The sequence below is a fragment of the Amycolatopsis sp. 505 genome (genome assembly GCF_031625235.1).
Lineage (GTDB): Bacteria > Actinomycetota > Actinomycetes > Mycobacteriales > Pseudonocardiaceae > Amycolatopsis.
Genome location: NZ_JACKQP010000008.1, coordinates 380,037 through 395,658, shown reverse-complemented (window position 1 = coordinate 395,658; position 15,622 = coordinate 380,037). Strand labels below are relative to the sequence as shown.

21 protein-coding genes and 1 tRNA gene are annotated in these 15,622 nt (G+C 70.4%); 7 read left to right on the top strand and 15 right to left on the bottom strand.

Annotated features, from left to right (window positions below; genetic code table 11):
• The first annotated feature begins 50 nt into the window (after positions 1-50).
• Genes H5965_RS29720 through H5965_RS29710 form a run of 3 tightly spaced genes read left to right on the top strand, consistent with a single transcriptional unit; the run spans position 51 to position 2,478 of the window.
• Entirely contained in the window at positions 51-887 is an 837-nt protein-coding gene (locus H5965_RS29720; protein ID WP_310973794.1) for a hypothetical protein, read from the top strand.
• A gap of 47 nt (positions 888-934) precedes the next feature.
• Positions 935-1,693 (top strand): hypothetical protein, encoded by a 759-nt coding sequence (locus H5965_RS29715; protein ID WP_310973792.1) that lies wholly within the window; start codon positions 935-937, stop codon positions 1,691-1,693.
• On the top strand, positions 1,690-2,478 hold the full coding sequence (locus H5965_RS29710) for a hypothetical protein (protein WP_310973791.1): 789 nt from the start codon (positions 1,690-1,692) through the stop codon (positions 2,476-2,478). Before H5965_RS29715 ends, H5965_RS29710 begins: the two co-directional genes overlap by 4 nt.
• On the opposite strand, the gene H5965_RS29705 is transcribed toward H5965_RS29710, so the two are convergent.
• On the bottom strand, positions 2,456-3,949 hold the full coding sequence (locus H5965_RS29705; RefSeq protein WP_310973790.1) for a S10 family serine carboxypeptidase-like protein: 1,494 nt from the start codon (positions 3,947-3,949) through the stop codon (positions 2,456-2,458). The two genes, H5965_RS29710 and H5965_RS29705, sit on opposite strands and share 23 nt — an antisense overlap.
• 48 nt (positions 3,950-3,997) lie before the next feature.
• Between H5965_RS29705 and H5965_RS29700 the strand changes: the two genes are divergently transcribed.
• From H5965_RS29700 to H5965_RS29685, 4 genes are all read left to right on the top strand, one after another.
• Positions 3,998-4,657, top strand: a complete 660-nt coding sequence (locus tag H5965_RS29700) for an endonuclease V (RefSeq protein WP_310973788.1) — start codon at positions 3,998-4,000, stop codon at positions 4,655-4,657.
• Positions 4,654-5,337 (top strand): uracil-DNA glycosylase, encoded by a 684-nt coding sequence (locus H5965_RS29695; RefSeq protein ID WP_310973784.1) that lies wholly within the window; start codon positions 4,654-4,656, stop codon positions 5,335-5,337. The genes H5965_RS29700 and H5965_RS29695 overlap by 4 nt, the downstream gene beginning before the upstream one ends.
• An 84-nt stretch (positions 5,338-5,421) precedes the next feature.
• Entirely contained in the window at positions 5,422-6,756 is a 1,335-nt protein-coding gene (locus H5965_RS29690) for an NAD(P)/FAD-dependent oxidoreductase (RefSeq protein ID WP_310973783.1), read from the top strand.
• A gap of 108 nt (positions 6,757-6,864) precedes the next feature.
• Positions 6,865-6,941 (top strand) — tRNA-Leu (locus tag H5965_RS29685).
• Positions 6,942-7,018: 77 nt separating this feature from the next.
• Here the strand turns inward: H5965_RS29685 and H5965_RS29680 are convergent.
• The 14 genes from H5965_RS29680 to H5965_RS29615 form a co-directional block, all read right to left on the bottom strand.
• Positions 7,019-8,194, bottom strand: a complete 1,176-nt coding sequence (locus H5965_RS29680; RefSeq protein ID WP_310973781.1) for a site-specific integrase — start codon at positions 8,192-8,194, stop codon at positions 7,019-7,021.
• The gene (locus tag H5965_RS29675; protein ID WP_310973780.1) at positions 8,194-8,370 is read right to left on the bottom strand and encodes a helix-turn-helix domain-containing protein; all 177 of its coding nucleotides are present in this window, start codon (positions 8,368-8,370) and stop codon (positions 8,194-8,196) included. The genes H5965_RS29680 and H5965_RS29675 overlap by 1 nt, the downstream gene beginning before the upstream one ends.
• Positions 8,367-9,722 carry a replication initiator gene (locus H5965_RS29670; RefSeq protein WP_310973779.1) on the bottom strand — a complete coding sequence of 452 codons (1,356 nt, stop codon included), beginning with the start codon at positions 9,720-9,722 and terminating at the stop codon, positions 8,367-8,369. Before H5965_RS29670 ends, H5965_RS29675 begins: the two co-directional genes overlap by 4 nt.
• A gap of 93 nt (positions 9,723-9,815) precedes the next feature.
• On the bottom strand, positions 9,816-10,646 hold the full coding sequence (locus H5965_RS29665; protein WP_310973777.1) for a hypothetical protein: 831 nt from the start codon (positions 10,644-10,646) through the stop codon (positions 9,816-9,818).
• A gap of 30 nt (positions 10,647-10,676) precedes the next feature.
• The gene (locus H5965_RS29660) at positions 10,677-11,324 is read right to left on the bottom strand and encodes a hypothetical protein (RefSeq protein ID WP_310973775.1); all 648 of its coding nucleotides are present in this window, start codon (positions 11,322-11,324) and stop codon (positions 10,677-10,679) included.
• A gap of 113 nt (positions 11,325-11,437) precedes the next feature.
• On the bottom strand, positions 11,438-11,653 hold the full coding sequence (locus H5965_RS29655) for a hypothetical protein (RefSeq protein WP_310973774.1): 216 nt from the start codon (positions 11,651-11,653) through the stop codon (positions 11,438-11,440).
• Positions 11,650-11,964, bottom strand: coding sequence for a hypothetical protein (locus tag H5965_RS29650; RefSeq protein ID WP_310973773.1), 315 nt, complete (start codon positions 11,962-11,964; stop codon positions 11,650-11,652). Before H5965_RS29650 ends, H5965_RS29655 begins: the two co-directional genes overlap by 4 nt.
• A gap of 5 nt (positions 11,965-11,969) precedes the next feature.
• A complete protein-coding gene (locus H5965_RS29645; RefSeq protein ID WP_310973771.1) occupies positions 11,970-12,203 on the bottom strand; it encodes a hypothetical protein in 234 nt (77 codons plus the stop codon).
• Positions 12,200-12,619, bottom strand: a complete 420-nt coding sequence (locus H5965_RS29640; RefSeq protein WP_310973769.1) for a hypothetical protein — start codon at positions 12,617-12,619, stop codon at positions 12,200-12,202. Before H5965_RS29640 ends, H5965_RS29645 begins: the two co-directional genes overlap by 4 nt.
• Positions 12,620-12,641: 22 nt before the next feature.
• Positions 12,642-14,090, bottom strand: coding sequence for an FtsK/SpoIIIE domain-containing protein (locus H5965_RS29635; protein ID WP_310973768.1), 1,449 nt, complete (start codon positions 14,088-14,090; stop codon positions 12,642-12,644).
• A 127-nt stretch (positions 14,091-14,217) separates the two neighbouring features.
• A complete protein-coding gene (locus tag H5965_RS29630) occupies positions 14,218-14,433 on the bottom strand; it encodes a hypothetical protein (protein ID WP_310973767.1) in 216 nt (71 codons plus the stop codon).
• Between the two features lie 44 nt (positions 14,434-14,477).
• Positions 14,478-14,753, bottom strand: coding sequence for a hypothetical protein (locus H5965_RS29625; protein WP_310973766.1), 276 nt, complete (start codon positions 14,751-14,753; stop codon positions 14,478-14,480).
• Positions 14,753-15,151, bottom strand: coding sequence for a hypothetical protein (locus H5965_RS29620; protein ID WP_310973764.1), 399 nt, complete (start codon positions 15,149-15,151; stop codon positions 14,753-14,755). The genes H5965_RS29625 and H5965_RS29620 overlap by 1 nt, the downstream gene beginning before the upstream one ends.
• The gene (locus H5965_RS29615; protein WP_310973762.1) at positions 15,148-15,288 is read right to left on the bottom strand and encodes a hypothetical protein; all 141 of its coding nucleotides are present in this window, start codon (positions 15,286-15,288) and stop codon (positions 15,148-15,150) included. The genes H5965_RS29620 and H5965_RS29615 overlap by 4 nt, the downstream gene beginning before the upstream one ends.
• Between the last annotated feature and the right edge of the window lie 334 nt (positions 15,289-15,622).

Genomic DNA, 15,622 nt, shown 5'->3' with positions numbered 1-15,622 from the left:
CAACCTTCCCGGGGCGGTTCGCGTGTACGACGGGACCGGGGGGAGTTCCGTTGATCGTTCGTGAGCCGGCGCTGCCGGTGGACCCGAGGCTGCCGGGTGAGCCGACGGTGCTCGAGGTGGGCTGGGCGCGGCTGTGGCTGGGCAAGCGCGGGGTACGGGTGTGGCTGCCGACCCGGCTGCTCGCGCTGCGCCTGGGCGGGCGCGCGATCGGTGCCCGGGGAACACCCACTTACGCGATCGTCTTCGCGGTGCTGTGGGCGCTCAGCGGGCCGTTCTTCCACGAGGTGGACCTGCCGGGAAGGGCCGCCGGCATGGCCCTGCTCTTCGCCGCGTTCCAGGTGGTCCGCTGGCGCCGCACGCAGAGCCGCGAACAGCTCGCGGAGCGCTTGACAGGTGGTGGCGCCCCGCTCCCGCTCCGCGTGGCGGCGAAGCAGGTCGGCTGGTGGTACCTGAGTTCGACGGCCGTCACGTTCGTCGGCGGGGCGGCGCTGTGCGCCGCGTCGTTCCTGACCCGGCCGCAGTTCACCTGGAAGCACTGGTACTCGCCGGCCGCCGAAATCGGCGCGCACACACTCGCGCTGGCGGTCGGCGCCGCCGCGACCGCGCTGGTGCTCGGCCGGGCGCTCCGCGCACCGGTGCTCGCGGAGGACGAGGCGTCGCGGGCGGTCGACCAGGTGCTGCGCGCCGAGGACGTCTACCGGTTCGCGCCGTGCGCCGGCTACGCCGTGCTGGCGGTGCCGGTCTTCGTCGTCGACTGGGCGATCCCCGGCTGGCTGGGGTGGTCGGCGCTGGCGTACCTGGTCACGGCCGTCGTCCTGCAGCTGCTGGGGTGGGCGGTGGTCCGCCACCGGTACCGCCGGCTGCCGCCCGGCTTCTACGGCCGCTAAACCATTCCGGCGCTTCGGGCGTGTACGGCGGGACAGGGGGAGGTTCGATGGTGGCGGAAACAGCGTGGACGACGCTCGCCGAGAGACAGGGTGCGCGGGCGTGGCTGGCCCGGCACGGCGTGACGGTGGGCGAGCCGACGCCGCTGCTCGCGGTCCGCGTCGGGGCCCGGGAGCTGGCCACGCGGTCCTATCAGGCCTTCTGGGTTCTTTCTCCCGTGGCCAACGTGGTCGCCTTGTTGCCGCCGGTCCCGGTGCTCGCGCGCTACCTGGTGGTCGCCGTGGTCTGCACCGCCTATCCGCTGCTGATGTGGCGCCGGGTGCGGCGGGCCGACCGCGCCGCCGCCCGGCTGGTTCCCCCCGGCGTCCGGCTGCCGTTCCGGGAGGCGGCCGGGCAGGTGGGCCGCTGGTACTTCGCCGCGATGGGGGTGACGTTCGGCGGCGGCGTGGTCCTGTGCGCGGTGTTCGCCGCCCACCCGGTGGGCTGGGCAGCGGCCCTGGTGATCGGCGTCGCGTGCTCGGCGCTGGTCCTCGAGCGGGCCCTGCGGGCCCCGGTGCTCGCCGAGGACACGGCATCGGCGGCCGTCGACGCGGCCCTGAGGGCCTACGACACCCGGGCGTTCATGGTGCCGTTCCTGTTCACGTTCCTGCCCTGGGTCGACTTGTCCGCGGACTGGCCGTGGCCCCCGGCCCGGATCGTCCCGGTGGTGGCGTACTTCGTCCTGGCCGTGGCGGTCTACGCCCGTGCCGCGGTCGAGTTCCGGAACCGCCGGCTGCCGCCGGGCCACTACGGGACGGTGACCGCGTGACGGCGACGGTGGTGACGGAGGCGGAGCGGGCGGCCGCCGGACGCTGGCTGGTCAAGCACCGCGTCGACGTGCCGGCGATGACCGACCTGCTGGCCCTGCGCCTCGGCTTCCGCGCCGGCGCGCGGCCGCCCGGGTGGCGGCGGTGGATGGGCCTGGCGGTCCTGGTGTACGCGGCCGCCACGATCGGGTTCGCGAGCCTGACTTTCCTGCCCGCCGTCCGCGGCGCGGACCTGACGGGCAGCTCGTTCCTCTACTTCCTCCTGGTGATCCAGCAGCTCGGCTACTGGCTGCCCGCGCGGGTCCGCGATCGCCAGGCGCTGGCACGCTTCGGCACGCTCGGCGGCCCGCCGCGCACCGAGCTGACCGGCTGGTTCCTCGCCGTCCCGCTGATCACTTTCGGCGGTGGGGCCGCGCTCGCCGTGACGATCTTCGCCACGACGCCGTTCCGCACCTACGCGGCCGGCTGGCTCCTGCTGCTGGCCCTGGGTGCGGCGGTCACCACCGCGATCGTCACCGACGTCCTCCGGCGTCCGGTCATCGCGGAGGACGAGACCTCCCGGGCGGTGGACGCCGCCCTGCGGCTGTACGACCTGCTCGTGGCGATGCCCGGGATCTACGCCCTGCCGCTGCTGCTCGAAGCGCTGGTCGGCGACCACGCGCAGCCGCCGGAATGGCGTCCGTGGCTCGCCGGCTACGCCCTGCTCGCGGTGGCGGCGCAGGTCGTCGTGGGTGTCGTGCAGTGGCGGCGGCTGCGGGCCGTGCTCAGCGGTTCGACGCCTTCTTGACGAACTTCGCCAGGTCCTTCGACTGCTGCACCCGCGACGGCTCGTGGATGTACATCATGTGGCCGGCCGGGTAGTACGCCGTGTCGATGTTGTCCCGCAGCTCCTCCGGGATCTGCAGGTGGGCCAGCACGTGCTCGGCCGCGTAGTACGCCGTCGCGCCGTCGTAGTGCCCGAACGCCACGTGGACCTTCAGGTGCGGGTTCGCGCGCATCGCGGAGCTCAGCGAGTCGACCACCGACACCGAACGGCCCTCGAAGTCCGCGTACGACCACGCCTTGAACGTGTCCTCGCTGATGAGCTCGTACGGCAGGTCGTTGGCGTACCCGAGCTCCGCCCGCACGTAGTGGTTGAACGCGGCCGCGTACGCGCCGACCACGAGGGAGATCGACGGGTCGTCGCTCATGTGCTCGCGGCCGCCGTCGGGCTCCCAGTTCGTGAAGCGGCCGTCCATCCGGCCGACCACCAGGCCGCGGTCGCGCAGCAGCTCCGTGAAGAACCGGACGTGCTCGATCCGCAGGTTCACCCGGTCCACATAGGACTCGGTGAGCCCGGTCAGCGACGCCAGCGTGGCCACCGCCTCGGCCCGGTCCTGAGTGGACAGCCGAGCGCCGCGCGAAAGCACGTACGGCCGGTCCTTCGCCGCGAAGTCCTCGGCGTCGGCGAGCACGTCGTCGAGCGGGCGCTCGCCGTGCAGGCCGTGGTAGTGCGCGATCGCCGCGTACGTCGGCACGTACAGCGAGTACGGCAGGTCGTTGCCTTCCGTGAACCGCAGCGTGCCGAGGTCGAGCACCGACGAGATGAGCAGCAGGCCGTTCAGGTACAGCCCGTGCCGGTCCTGCAGGTGCGCGGCCAGCCCGGCGGCGCGCAGCGTGCCGTACGACTCGCCGGCCAGGAACTTCGGCGACAGCCAGCGCTCGTGGCGCGACACCCACAGCCGGATGATCTCGCCGACCGACTCGATGTCGCCCTTGAAGCCGTGGAAGTCCTTCGTCTCGCCGCCGTCGGACGCGCGCGAGTACCCCGTGGACACCGGGTCGATGAAGACGAGATCGCTGTGCACCAGCAGCGTCTCGGGATTGTCGGCCAGCCCGTACGGCGGCGGCACGAGGTCGTCGACGTCGCCCGAGAGCACCCGCCGCGGCCCCAGCAGGCCCATGTGCAGCCAGATGCTCGACGAGCCAGGCCCGCCGTTGAAGGCGAAGGTCACCGGCCGCGAGCCCGGGTCGGCGTCGTCGAGGGTGTAGGAGGTGATGAACACCTCGGCCTTCGCCTTGAAGCCCTCGGACTTGCCGTCCTTGACGATCTCCTTGCGGAGGACGATCCGCCCCGCTTTCGCCGTGTACGCGAGCTTCTTCCGCTTCACCGTCAGCGTGTGCTGGGTGGTGACGATGTCATCGGTCGGCTCGGCCGCGACCTCGGTCGCTTCCGCGGCCTTCGGCTCGGTGGCCTCTTCGGGGGTGCTGTCCGCCATGGCCCCAACTTAGTCGGCGCGAACGGCGGTCTGTGGCAGGGTGACCTGGTGCACACCGAGGACTGGCCGTCGACGGTCGAGGAAGCGCTCGCCGTGCAGGAGCGGCTCCGCGGCCGGGTCGATCTCGCCGACGACTGCCCCGAGCTGCCGCCGACGGTGACCGGCCTCGACGTCGCCTACGACGGCGCCGGCGGCATCGCCGCGGCGGTCGTCACCCTCGAAACCGCCGGGCTGACCGTGGTCGAGGAGCGGACGCACCGCGCGAAGGCCGTCTTCCCGTACGAGCCGGGCCTGTTCGCCTTCCGCGAGCTGCCACCGCTGCTGGCCGCGCTCGAGCGGCTGGACCACGAGCCCGACGTCCTCGTCTGCGACGGTCACGGCCTCGCGCACCCGCGGCGCTTCGGCCTGGCCTGCCACCTCGGGGTGCTGACCGGGCGGCCGGCGTTCGGCGTCGCCAAGACGCGCTTCGTCGGCACCCACGCCGAGCCTGCGTCCGCCCGCGGATCGTCAACGGCCCTGGTCGACGCCGGCGAGGAGGTCGGCGCGGTGCTGCGGACCCGGGACGGCGTCAAACCGGTGTACGTCTCGGCCGGGCACCGGATCGACCTCGCCCACGCCTGCCGGCTGACGCTGGCCCTGACCCCGCGGTACCGCCTGCCCGAGACGACGCGGCACGCCGACCGGCTGTCCCGGGCGGCGCTGCGATGAGGTCCCTGCCCGAGCTGGACGCGGCGGTGGCCGGCTGCCGCGCCTGCCCGCGGCTGGTGGCCTGGCGCGAGGGCGTCGCGGGCACCAAGGCGGCGTTCCGCGGCGAGGAGTACTGGGCGCGCCCGGTGCCGGGCTTCGGGCCGCCGGACGCGTCGCTCGCGGTCGTCGGCCTGGCGCCCTCCGCGCACGGCGCCAACCGCACCGGCCGGATGTTCACCGGCGACCCATCGGGTGATTTCCTCTTCCGCGTCCTGCACGAGGTCGGGCTCGCCTCCCAGCCGACGTCGACGGCGATCGGCGACGGCCTGGAGCTGTACGGCGCCCGGCTCGTTTCGCCCGTGCGGTGCGCGCCGCCGGAGAACAAGCCGACGCCGGCCGAGCGGGACACCTGCCGCCCGTGGCTGGCCGAGGAACTGGCACTGTTACGTCCGACACTGCGGGCGATCGTGGTGCTCGGGGCGTTCGGCTGGCAGGCGTTACTGCCCGTGCTGGACGCGGCCGGCTGGGCGGTGCCGCAGCCGCGTCCGGCGTTCGCGCACGGGGCCGTCCTGGAACTGGACGACCTGCGGGTTTTCGGCTGTTATCACGTCTCGCCGCGCAATGTCCAGACACACCGCGTGACCCACGCCATGGTGGCGGACGTCTTCCGCGCCGCGACCTCGGTGACAGGGCCGAACTGAATCGTTACGGAAACCGCAGCGACGCTGGTCACAGCGGGATGGGGCCCCCGAGCGGGGTCGCGGCGAAGGTGTCACCATGAGGACATGGCTGCTGCGAAGTCGAAGTCGGAACCGACTCGGATCCTCGTCCTCGGTGGTGGGTACGTCGGGCTCTACACGGCGTACGGCCTCCAGAAGATGCTCCGGGCCAACGAGGCCTCCGTGACCGTCGTTGACCCGCAGCCCCACATGACCTACGCGCCGTTCCTCCCGGAGGCCGCGGCCGGCGCGATCGAGCCCCGGCACGTGGTCGTGCCGCTGCGGCGGGTGCTGAAGCGCTGCCACGTGCTGACGGCGCGCGTCACCAAGATCGAGAACGAGAAGAAGTCCGTCACGGTCGAGGCGGCCGACGGCCACATCGAGCAGCTCGGCTACGACATCCTGGTCGTCGCGCTCGGCGCCGTCGCGCGCATCCTCCCGATCCCGGGCCTGGTCGAGGAGGGCATCGCCTTCAAGACCATCGGCGAGGCGATCTACCTCCGCAACCACATCATGACCAAGCTCGACGAGGCCGCGAGCACGCTCGACCCCGAGCTGCGCAAGCGCCTCCTGACGTTCACGGTGGTCGGCGGCGGCTTCGCCGGCATCGAGGCCCTGGCCGAGCTCGAGGACATGACCCGGTTCGCGGTGGAGAACTACTACCCGAACATCAAGACCTCCGACATCCGCTGGGTGCTCGTCGAGGCGGCCGGCCGCATCCTGCCCGAGGTCCGCGAGACCCTGGGCGTGTACACGGTCGAGCAGCTGGAGAAGCGCGGCATCGAGGTCTACCTGTCGACGGCGGCGAAGTCGTTCGAGAACGGCCACGTGGTGCTCTCGGACGGAACCGAGTTCGACACGGACACGATCATCTGGACCGCGGGTGTGAAGGCCAACCCGGTCCTGGCCAACTCGGACCTCCCCCTGGACAAGCGAGGCCGCCTCGAAGCCACGGCGGCGATGCAGGTGGTCGGCCACCCCGACGTCTGGACGGCGGGCGACAACGCGGCGATCCCGGACCTGTCCCGAACGGAAGAGGACCCGACGGCGACCTGCCCGCCGAACGCTCAGCACGCGGTCCGCCAGGCCCGCCTCCTGGCGAAGAACATCATCAAGGTCCTGCGCGGCGGAAAGCCGAAGGACTACTTCCACAAGAACCTGGGCGCGGTGGCCAGCCTGGGCCTGCACAAGGGCGTGGCGGACGCGCTGAACCTGAAGATCAAGGGCTTTCCGGCCTGGCTCTTCCACCGCGCGTACCACCTCAAGGCCATGCCGACGTGGAACCGCCGCATCCGCATCCTGTTCGACTGGATCCTCGGTGGGCTGTTCCGCCGCGAGGTGATCTCCCTGGGCCAGATCAACAACCCGAAGGACGAGTTCGCGCGCGTGTCGAAGTCCTGAGGTTTCTCCGCTGTGAGCCCCTGGCCCTTCGTCGGCCGGGGGCTTTCGGCTTTCGGGGGTCGGACGGGGTTCGGGGTTCGCTGGCGGGGTATCGCCTAGAGTGTGGGTGCCCCCGTAGCCCAATCGGCAGAGGCAGTCGACTTAAAATCGACGCAGTGCGGGTTCGAGTCCCGTCGGGGGCACCATACGCGCTGGTCAATGGCTCTCGGTGGAGCGCAGTGAAGATCAAGCGCCCCACTTACGCCCCACTTTCCCCTGACCGTCACAACAGGTCTTCCATCGCGTCCGCGATCGTGGGTGCGACGGCGCCCCGGCCGACGTACCGGTCGAGGGTAACCGATGGGCGAGCGTGCCCGAGGAAGTCGGCGATCTGGCGCGGGGAATATCCGGCTTCATCGAGCACCGTGCCGGCCGTCTTGCGGTAGACGTGCGACTTGACCCAGGAGAAGCCCTCCGAGCCGCGGCACTCCCGCAGCGACCGGCGCGTGTTCGACGGGTCCCGCAGGCCGCCCAGCGAATCCGGGAAGACCGGGCTGGCCGGAGACCGACCTTCGGCCAAGGCAACCCGGCGACGTCGTCGAAGTAGGTCGACGGCCCACGAGGTCAGCGGGATGGTTCGTTCGGACGCCGGCGTCTTCGGGTCAGTACGGACGAGTCCAACTCCCCTGAGCCGAACGACGGTCCACTCGAACCGGGCGAGACCCAAACCGCCGGCTTCGCCGTCCGGGAGCGTGACGTCCTCCCAGTACAGGGCAAGCGCCTCGCCGATCCGAACCCCGGTCGCGAGCATGAACCGGGTGAGGTCCGGAAGATCGTGACGCACCGCCTTCGGGTCCAGTTCGAGCTGAGCGAGCCACGTCCGCCGCTCCTCTCGTGTGAGCGCCCGGACCCGTTGCGCTGGACCGCCCTCGATCGGATCGACGTCCCGGATCGGGTTCGTCGCCAAGGCACCACTGCTGTTGATCGCGTACCGCAGGATGCCGCCCACGACGGCGCGAGCAGTTCGAGCGTGCGCGGCACTGGTCTCCTCCTTCACCGCGGCAAGGAACTTGTTCAGGCGGCCTGTGGTGACCTCGAAAAGCTGAAGTTCACCGAGAGCAGGGAGGACGCGGTTGTTCAGGATGCTGCGGTAGTTGTCGATCGTTCCGGCCGCGCGCTCTCCGGCTTCCGCCCGCCGCTCCTGGCGAGCCAGCCACGGGGCCGCTACTTCTCGGAAGCGCGACCGTGCGGTGAACTCCCCTCCCGAGGTCGTTTGCAGCGCTTGCGCGAGCGCGAGTTTGAGCGCTCGGTCGGCGGCGGCCTTTGTCTTGCCAGATCGGCTCAGATCCCGGATCACGCCGTCGTGCCCGCGGTAGCGCACCTTCGCACGCCAACCGGTCGACGTCCGGGTGTGGCGGATCGTTCCGGCGGTGCCGATCGGCATCGGTTGCCGGCCCATCAGGCTGTCCCCTGGGCTTCGATCCAGGCAGCGACGTCCTCGGGGCGGTAGCGGACGTACTTGCCGATCCGGCGGCCAGCGGGGCCGTAGCCCTTGGTGCGCCACTTGTACAAGGTGTTGATCGGGACTCCGAGATGGTCGGACAGGTCCTCAATGGACATCAGGCGAGCACTCATTGCTGTACCTCCGTGGTGAGTTTCTCTTTGCGTTGCTGACGCTTTCCTGCGTAGATGGCTTCGGCGATCTCGCGTTCTTCGTGGTGGCGGTAGCCGTTACCGCTGTAAGCCCAGTGGTTGACCACGAGCACCGCGTCGGGGTGGGTGCCGGCGGCTTCGAGGGTGGCCAGGTGCTGGTGGATGCGGCGGTCCCCGCGGATGGCAGTGAAAGTGATGGAGTAGCGCTGGGACTTGGTGAGGAAGTGGCCGCGAAACCCGAGCATGTGCGCCCATTTCCGCAGGTAGCCAAGGTCCTCGTTGGCTCCGAGGTCCCACGCGGTGGTGATCATGCGCCGGTGGTGCGGGTGCACGTCCAGTGCAGCGATGGCGAGTTCGGAGCGGACCGGGCGGTCGGGGACTTCGCTGGTTGAGGTGCCCTTGGTGGCGTACTTGGCGATGTAGCCGGCGAGCGCGCGGTCGGAGATCTCGCCGTCGTCTTCGATGGCCGCGGCGTGGGCGGGGCGGATGGGGCGGACGTCGACCTGCTCGCCCCAGGTGAAGGCGTGCTCGGTGGTGGCGCCGTCGATGGTGAGGGTTTTGGTGACGCGGGTGTGGGCGGCGGCGGCCCGGACGGCGTTCTCGAGGAGCTGGTTGTCGGCCCAGGCGGGTGCGGAGTCGTGGGGGCCTTCGGGACCGTCCAGGCGGAGGACGGCGTGGAAGTGGATGAGGCCGCGGCGCTGGTATTCGGCGACCTTGGCGTAGGACAGGCGAGCCACGCTCGGGAAGTCCTTGGCGCGGTAACCGGCGGCGGTAGCGATCTCGCGGCGCAGGCGGACGGTGAACGCGTGCCACAGGTCCCCGGCGTGGCCCTGCCACAGCACCGCCCCGCGGTAGTCGTAGGTGGCGGGGTTCAGCGCGGTCCCGACGCGGGTGTCTGCCTCATGGTGGTGCTCCCCGCAGGCGCAGGGGATGCGGCGCCCGGCGCGGGTGATCCGCCGGGAGTGGACGGGGCCGAAGCTGGGGGCGGTGAGGGTGACGAACAGCCGGGGCTTGTCGGCGACGGTCTCGGGGACGCTCTTGCCGCCGGTCATGCCGGCGCGGATCAGGTGGAAGGCGTCGGCGGCGTAGCGGTCGGAGCAGGCGGGGCAGACGGTTTCGCGGCGGTTGCCGCACGGGGCGTAGACGACCCCGGCGGTGCGGTCGACGATCCGGCCGGTGGCGCGGTCGGTGATGGTGCGGTGTCCGGTGAGGTGGACCGGCTGGAGGCAGCCGCCGGTGGCTTCGGCGCGGGCGCGGATGGCGCGGATGTCGGGGCGGGACAGGTGGGTGGTGATGCGGGTAGCCAGTGAGGACCCGTCGTGCTCGGTGATCATGCTGGCCTCGATTCGTGCGGGCACCACGAGGCCGGGCCACCCCGGTGCAACGTCGTGGGGTGGCCCGGCGAAGGTGCGGTGTCGTGCGGTCGGTCAGGCGGTGACCGGGTGGTGGTTGACCGTGGTGTTCAGCTCGTCCACCAGGGCGGTGAGCATCGGGTCGGGCAGGTTGACCTTGGTGGCGAGGTCGTCGGCGGTGACCGGGCGGCCGGCCGCGTGGGCGTCGGCGGTGGTGGCGGTGACGGTGTCGCGGATGCCGGCGGGGAGCTTAGTGAGCACCTTGCCGGACGAGGTGATCACCGGGGCCGGCCGATCGACCCGGGTGGGAGGAGGGACGGCCGGCGGGGTGGCGGTGAGGGCGTGTTCGCGGGCTTGGGTGCAGCGTTGCTGGATGATCGGCATGACTTCGGCGAGCAGGAACACCACGAGCGGGATGACGACGTGGAAGAACACGCTGCCCTGGGAGATCCCGCCGGTGGTGGGGGTGAAGGCGGCCCAGACGTTCGCGGCGAAGGTGGCGGCGAGCAGAAGCCGTTTGAGGTGCTTGACGGGCTTGTCGTCGACCGGGATGCCGGCGGCGAGCATGGCGGATTCCCAGCGGAGCAGGTTGACGAGGATGCCGGCGAGGGCGGGTTCGGCGAACCAGGCTCCCCACCACACCGGGTCGGTGTCGGCCAGGTGTCCGGCGAGGAAGTCGTGGACGCCGGTGGTGGTGAACCCGAGCCCGATCACGAGGAAGAACCACATGGTGCGGGTGATGGAAGTGCGGAAGCGGTCCGCGGTGACCGCCCCGAGCAGCGGGTCGGCGGCGAGCCGGTGGACGTCGTGGGCTTCGGCGAGCTGGGTGGTGAGGGTGCGGACCCGGCGTGAGACCGGGCGGCCGGCGTCGTCGCGCGGGGCGGGATTGCGGAACACGTCAGGCACCTCCTTTCAGGTGTCTGGATGGGTGGGTGGTCAGCGGCCGTCGCGGAAGCGGCGGGCGTTCCGGCGGAAGAGTTCCATGTAGAACTCGAACCACTTGGCGGCCTCGTCGGCGAGGTCGGCAAGTTCGTCGTGCTGGAACCACTGCTCACCGTTGCGCTTGGCCTGTTCGCGCCGGTACAGGTCGAAGTACTCGTTGACCAGGGGGCGGGCGTTCTTGGTCAGTTCGCCGAAGTCCACTTCGGTCACGGTCACTCCTTTCGGGACGCGGGGCAGTTTGTCGGGGTCGAGTACGAACACCTTGTTCACGTCGTTCGCGTCAGAAATCGCGTCGATCAGGTCCCCAAGCCCGAGACGGCGGGGACGGTCGGGTGGGAGCGGCGTGACCGGGAGGTGATCGGCGCCGATCAGGGCGGCCTGTTCGGCGGCCCAGGCGTCCATGTCGGCGTCGTCGTCGAAGTCCGGCGAGGTGGGGATCTGGTTGAGCTGGGGGTGCTGTTCGAGTAGCCAGGCTCGGCATTCCGGCGCGAGGGTCAGTGCGGACACGCCGGCACCGCCGATCTGGCTCACATCACGCCCGGCCATGTGCGCGAGGATCGTCCGGTACTGCAAGGCGGTCGAGGGTAGCCTGTGCGTGACGGCGAGGATCGAGTAGAGATCAAATTCCTTGGTGTGGTTCATGGGTTCCTCCGTTCTCGAACAGGTCCAAGAGGACACTCGAGGGACGCGTGTGGCACGGCGGAGATCTCGGCCGGCGGAGCGTCACGAGGACTCCGGTCATGCCGGGGAGGTGCCTACTTCGTGATGGCGAGGTCGTGGGCCCGCCCGGCGATCCGGCGCATCTCGGCGGCTTCCTCTTCGTGGAGGCGGGCCATCTGTCCGGCCACCTCGGACAGGCGGCGCAGAGCATCACGGTTCTTGCCGCCGGTGGGCGCGATCACCGAGCTGTTCGTGGCGTCGAACTCTTCCTGGAGTTTCACGAGCTTGTCGAGGTTGGACTTCGAGTTCATGACGAGGTTCCTTCCGGTCCGGTTTGGATGTAGCGGGCGTGAGCGTCGAGGGCTGCGGCGAGGTAGCCGGCGAACGCCGGCGGCATGGAGATCTCCCAGGCTTGGAGACCGCGGCCGGGGATGGTGCGGGTGACCCGGAGCAGGACGTCGGTGGCGGTGCCGGACACCGCGGTGTTGTCCACGGTGGCCCGGCAGAACCGCACCCCGTCCAGTGACCCGAGCGGGTATATCCCGAGGCCGTCTTCCAGTGTGGACACTGCGGTGTGCCAGACGTCGGCGTACGGGGGCGGGGTCGGTGCAGGAGTGTCCATGGTGGTCACTCGTCGCGGCCGTAGCGGATGTACTGGTAGGAGTAACCACCGTCCCCGCGACGGAACGCGGCCCACTCGCGCCAGAGTGCGGCGCTGAGTCCGAAGTAGACCAGTGCGATCACGGTGGTGATGACAGTCCGCCAGCCCGGCGAGTGGACGAGGATGCCGGTGAAGATGGCGGCGAGCACGGCTACGCCGGTGATCTTGAGCCAGGTGCCGAGGAACTTGAGCGTGATCATTTGTTCTGTCCTTTACGGAGTTCGAGGGCGAGCCGGTACAGCTCGTCCGGGGTGACGGATTCGCGGGCGCCGGCGGTGAGGGCGACGTGCCGGCGAGCGGCGCGGTAGGGGAACGAGCTGTAGACGAGGAACCGGACGCCGGACGGGCTGCGGCCAGTGAGGGTGATGTGCAGTTCTCCGCTGGAGGTGTGCCACCAGTCGCCGGTGATGCCGGTGAGCCGGTGCGTCCACACCAGTAGCGTCCCGAGCACACCGACCGGATCGACCCGGCGGACGTCCGGCTGAATCTCGACCGTCTGGGATCCGGGATTGAGAGCGAGGTAGCAGGGCTCCGGGGCGGGGGTGTCGCGGACGTAGGTGACGGCCACCGCGGCGAGCTTGGCCACCCCGGTCAGCGGAACGAGCGCAGCAGTCATGATCGTGTCCTTTCGGGACGGTTCAGGCGGAGACGGCGTAGAGGGCGGGGCCGTCGTCGGTGGGGCGGTGCGGGGTGCACAGGCGCACGAGTTCGTCGATGTCCTCGTCGTCGCTGTAGCCGGCGCGGACCCGGACGGGCTGGCGGGACTTCTCCGAGGTGCGGTAGCCGATGCCTTCGCATCCGGTCTCGGGGATCTCGTCAGCGAGACCGCCGCGTTCGCGGGCGGCTTCCCCGAGCACCATGTCGACGTAGGCGGCGGACCCGATACGCAGGCAGAACCGGCGGGTGAACAGGTCTCGGACCGGGACGATGTCCTTGGTGGGTTCCTGCACGAACGCCATCACCGCGCTGCCCGCGGCGCGGCCCTGGGTGAGGATCTCGGCGAGGACCTTGTTGACGGCCATGAGGGTGGCGCGGCGGCCCCCGAGGGCGGTGAGCATGGCGAGTTCGTCGATCACGAGCACGTTGAACGGGGCCTCGGTCGACGGGGTGAACTTGCGCTTGCCCTGCGAGCGGAGCAGTTCCTGCCGGGCCTTCATCTCGTCGCGGAACTCGTACAGCAGCCCGAGCATGGCGTCGATGTCCTCGGGGCCGTCGCCGTCCGGGTCGTACTCGACGTCCTCGTCGGCGGAGGTGGCGTAGCGGTAGAACAGCGGCTTGCCGCGTTCGGTCTCCATGCCGCCCTTGGGGTCGATCACCGACAGGCGAACAACACCCTCGCGGATGGCCGGTCCCATCGCCCGCAGTGGGTTCCACAGCAGCGACCCCTTGCCCGAGCCGGTCGCGCCGGCGATCAGCCAGTGCTGCCCGAGCAGGGGTTCGGTCCAGACCCGGCCGTACTCGTCGTCCCCGAGTTCGATCGCCGTGAGGTCGACGTCGTCCACGTCGCCGGGGATCTCCGCCGGTGCGACGACGTCGGTGAACGGGTTGCCGTGCACCAGGGTGATGGTCAGGACGCGGGGCTTGGTCTTCTCGATCGCGATCACGTCGGCCCCGAGCGCGGACGCGAGTTCCTCTTGGGCGTTGCGGAAGGTGGTCAGGGACTGGCCCTTGCGGATCACCACGCGCAGGACGTCGATGGACGGGGTGGGGGATTCGACCTTGGCCAGCCGAGGCACGAGCAGTTCACCGGTGCGGCGGTGCTGGACGGTCAGGCCGCAGTGGTCCAGGGAGTCACGCCAGGAGCGGCCGACGTAGCGGGTCCAGCGGCGGTGAAACGCCCGGATCCGCGGGGCGGCGTGGCGGGTGAAGGAGTCAGGGTGCGCGCGGTACCAGCCGGCCCCGGTGGCGAGCAGTCCGCCGGCGATGCTCCCGGTGGTGATCGGCCCCAGCTCGATCAGGCTGGCGGTGACGGCGGTGGGGGTAGCGAGGACACCGGGGTGGCGGGCCAGCCACAGCGCGAGGCGGGCTTCGGCTCGGGTCTTGTGCGCCCCGGGGCGGATGGTGGGGGTTTTGTTCTTGCGTGCCATGGGTGGTCTCCGTGGTTCGGGGACGCCCCGGGCCGTGGCCCTGCGCACGCGTTGGACGGCGGGGCCACGGCCCAACGACGTCCAGGTGCGGTGTCACTCGGTGTTCAGGTGATGGCGGTTCGGCTGGTCAGCGGCGGCGGGCCTTCGGCCGGCGGCGGTCGGTGTCAAACAGCGGGCGGGCGGCCTCCACGGTGGTGATCACGGTGGCGACCTTGCGGGTGACTTCGGTGTACTGCTTGCCGAAGCCTCCGAGCCGGTTCGGCAAGGCGGTCATGCTCTCACGCAGCTTCTTCATGGCCTTGTCGAGTTCGGTGATCTTCGCGTCGATCTGGTTGGTGCTCACGGGTTCCTCCTTGCAGATGGGGTAGGCGGTGGGGTGGCGGTGCGTCAGGGAAGCCAGGAGCGGGAGATCAGCACGTCCTTGCGCTTGGTGGCCGCGGTGCGCAGCTCGTCCAGCGCGCCGGAAGCGGCGGTGACCGCGGACTTGACCTCGGTCTTGCTCGGGACCTGCCAGCCCTCGAACCGCTCCCCGGTGCTCTTGCCCTCGTTCAGGGCCCGGGTGAGCTTGCCGATCTCGTCGAAGGCCACGCGGACCTGGTCGAGGGCGAACTCGAACTCGGTGTATTTGGCCTTATTGTGGTTGTTGATCGTCTGGGACGTCATCAGCTCACCTTTCGCTGCTGGTGGGGGGTGATCGGGCGGCCCGCGAGGGCGCGCCACTTGCGGGCCTTCTCCTTCGTCGCCCGGGGCACGAGGACCGAGTTGCCGGGGCCGGCGTGCCCGTGGCAGGTGTAGGTGTGGGTTCCTCCCTTCGTCAGCCACTTCGAGTCCAGGAGCTGGTGGACCGCGTCGGTCTCGTCGGCGGGGGCGGCCTCGATCGTGGCGTTGGCGACGATCCGGTAGACCCGTTCCGCGGGGCCGACGAGGGCGTAGCCGGTGTTCTCGGCAACCTGGAGCACCTTTTCGATCAGGTTCATGTCGTTCACCGGCGGCCGGCCGGTCTCGACCGGGACGGTGGCGGTCAGCTCGTTGCCGAACAGGTCCAGCGGCTCGGCGGTCACCGCGTGCCCCGGACGCGCAGGACGGCGACCAGCCCGAGCAGCAGTGCCGCGGCCGCGGCGACGGGGGCCGCGAGGGCGAGGCAGCCGACCAGGGTCAGCCACAGCGGGTAGAAGGTCAGGGTGGCGAAATTCGACATTCGGAACTCCTCAGATTTGCCACTGGGCGCCGCAGACGCGGCAGGTCGCGATACGAGTAGGGGAGAGCCAGAAATCTGCTGAGCAGACGTGCTTGGCCATCACTTCCGCCGCTTCGGGCCGTGCGGGTCGTACGAGGAAAGACCGTCGACTCGGAGAACGTTCATGCTGATCACTCCTTCGAGCTGGGTGGCGGGTCGCGCCCGCCGGAGAGGGTGTTTGTACTGTTCACTCGGCCAGGTGGAACCACGGCCAGGCGCTGAGCTGGGCCGCGTAGTACTCGTCCTCGTCCATGGGGTGCCTCGTTTCGTCTGGGACGGATATGCCCGGCGAATT

Bases quoted from the DNA above. Each gene is read 5' to 3' on its own strand.
- H5965_RS29715 (WP_310973792.1), top strand. From the start codon at position 935: ATGGTGGCGGAAACAGCGTGGACGACGCTCGCCGAGAGACAGGGTGCG.
- H5965_RS29705 (WP_310973790.1), bottom strand. From the start codon at position 3,949: ATGGCGGACAGCACCCCCGAAGAGGCCACCGAGCCGAAGGCCGCGGAA.
- H5965_RS29695 (WP_310973784.1), top strand. From the start codon at position 4,654: ATGAGGTCCCTGCCCGAGCTGGACGCGGCGGTGGCCGGCTGCCGCGCC.
- H5965_RS29690 (WP_310973783.1), top strand. From the start codon at position 5,422: ATGGCTGCTGCGAAGTCGAAGTCGGAACCGACTCGGATCCTCGTCCTC.
- H5965_RS29680 (WP_310973781.1), bottom strand. From the start codon at position 8,194: ATGGGCCGGCAACCGATGCCGATCGGCACCGCCGGAACGATCCGCCAC.
- H5965_RS29675 (WP_310973780.1), bottom strand. From the start codon at position 8,370: ATGAGTGCTCGCCTGATGTCCATTGAGGACCTGTCCGACCATCTCGGA.
- H5965_RS29670 (WP_310973779.1), bottom strand. From the start codon at position 9,722: ATGATCACCGAGCACGACGGGTCCTCACTGGCTACCCGCATCACCACC.
- H5965_RS29660 (WP_310973775.1), bottom strand. From the start codon at position 11,324: ATGAACCACACCAAGGAATTTGATCTCTACTCGATCCTCGCCGTCACG.
- H5965_RS29655 (WP_310973774.1), bottom strand. From the start codon at position 11,653: ATGAACTCGAAGTCCAACCTCGACAAGCTCGTGAAACTCCAGGAAGAG.
- H5965_RS29650 (WP_310973773.1), bottom strand. From the start codon at position 11,964: ATGGACACTCCTGCACCGACCCCGCCCCCGTACGCCGACGTCTGGCAC.
- H5965_RS29645 (WP_310973771.1), bottom strand. From the start codon at position 12,203: ATGATCACGCTCAAGTTCCTCGGCACCTGGCTCAAGATCACCGGCGTA.
- H5965_RS29640 (WP_310973769.1), bottom strand. From the start codon at position 12,619: ATGACTGCTGCGCTCGTTCCGCTGACCGGGGTGGCCAAGCTCGCCGCG.
- H5965_RS29635 (WP_310973768.1), bottom strand. From the start codon at position 14,090: ATGGCACGCAAGAACAAAACCCCCACCATCCGCCCCGGGGCGCACAAG.
- H5965_RS29625 (WP_310973766.1), bottom strand. From the start codon at position 14,753: ATGACGTCCCAGACGATCAACAACCACAATAAGGCCAAATACACCGAG.
- H5965_RS29615 (WP_310973762.1), bottom strand. From the start codon at position 15,288: ATGTCGAATTTCGCCACCCTGACCTTCTACCCGCTGTGGCTGACCCTG.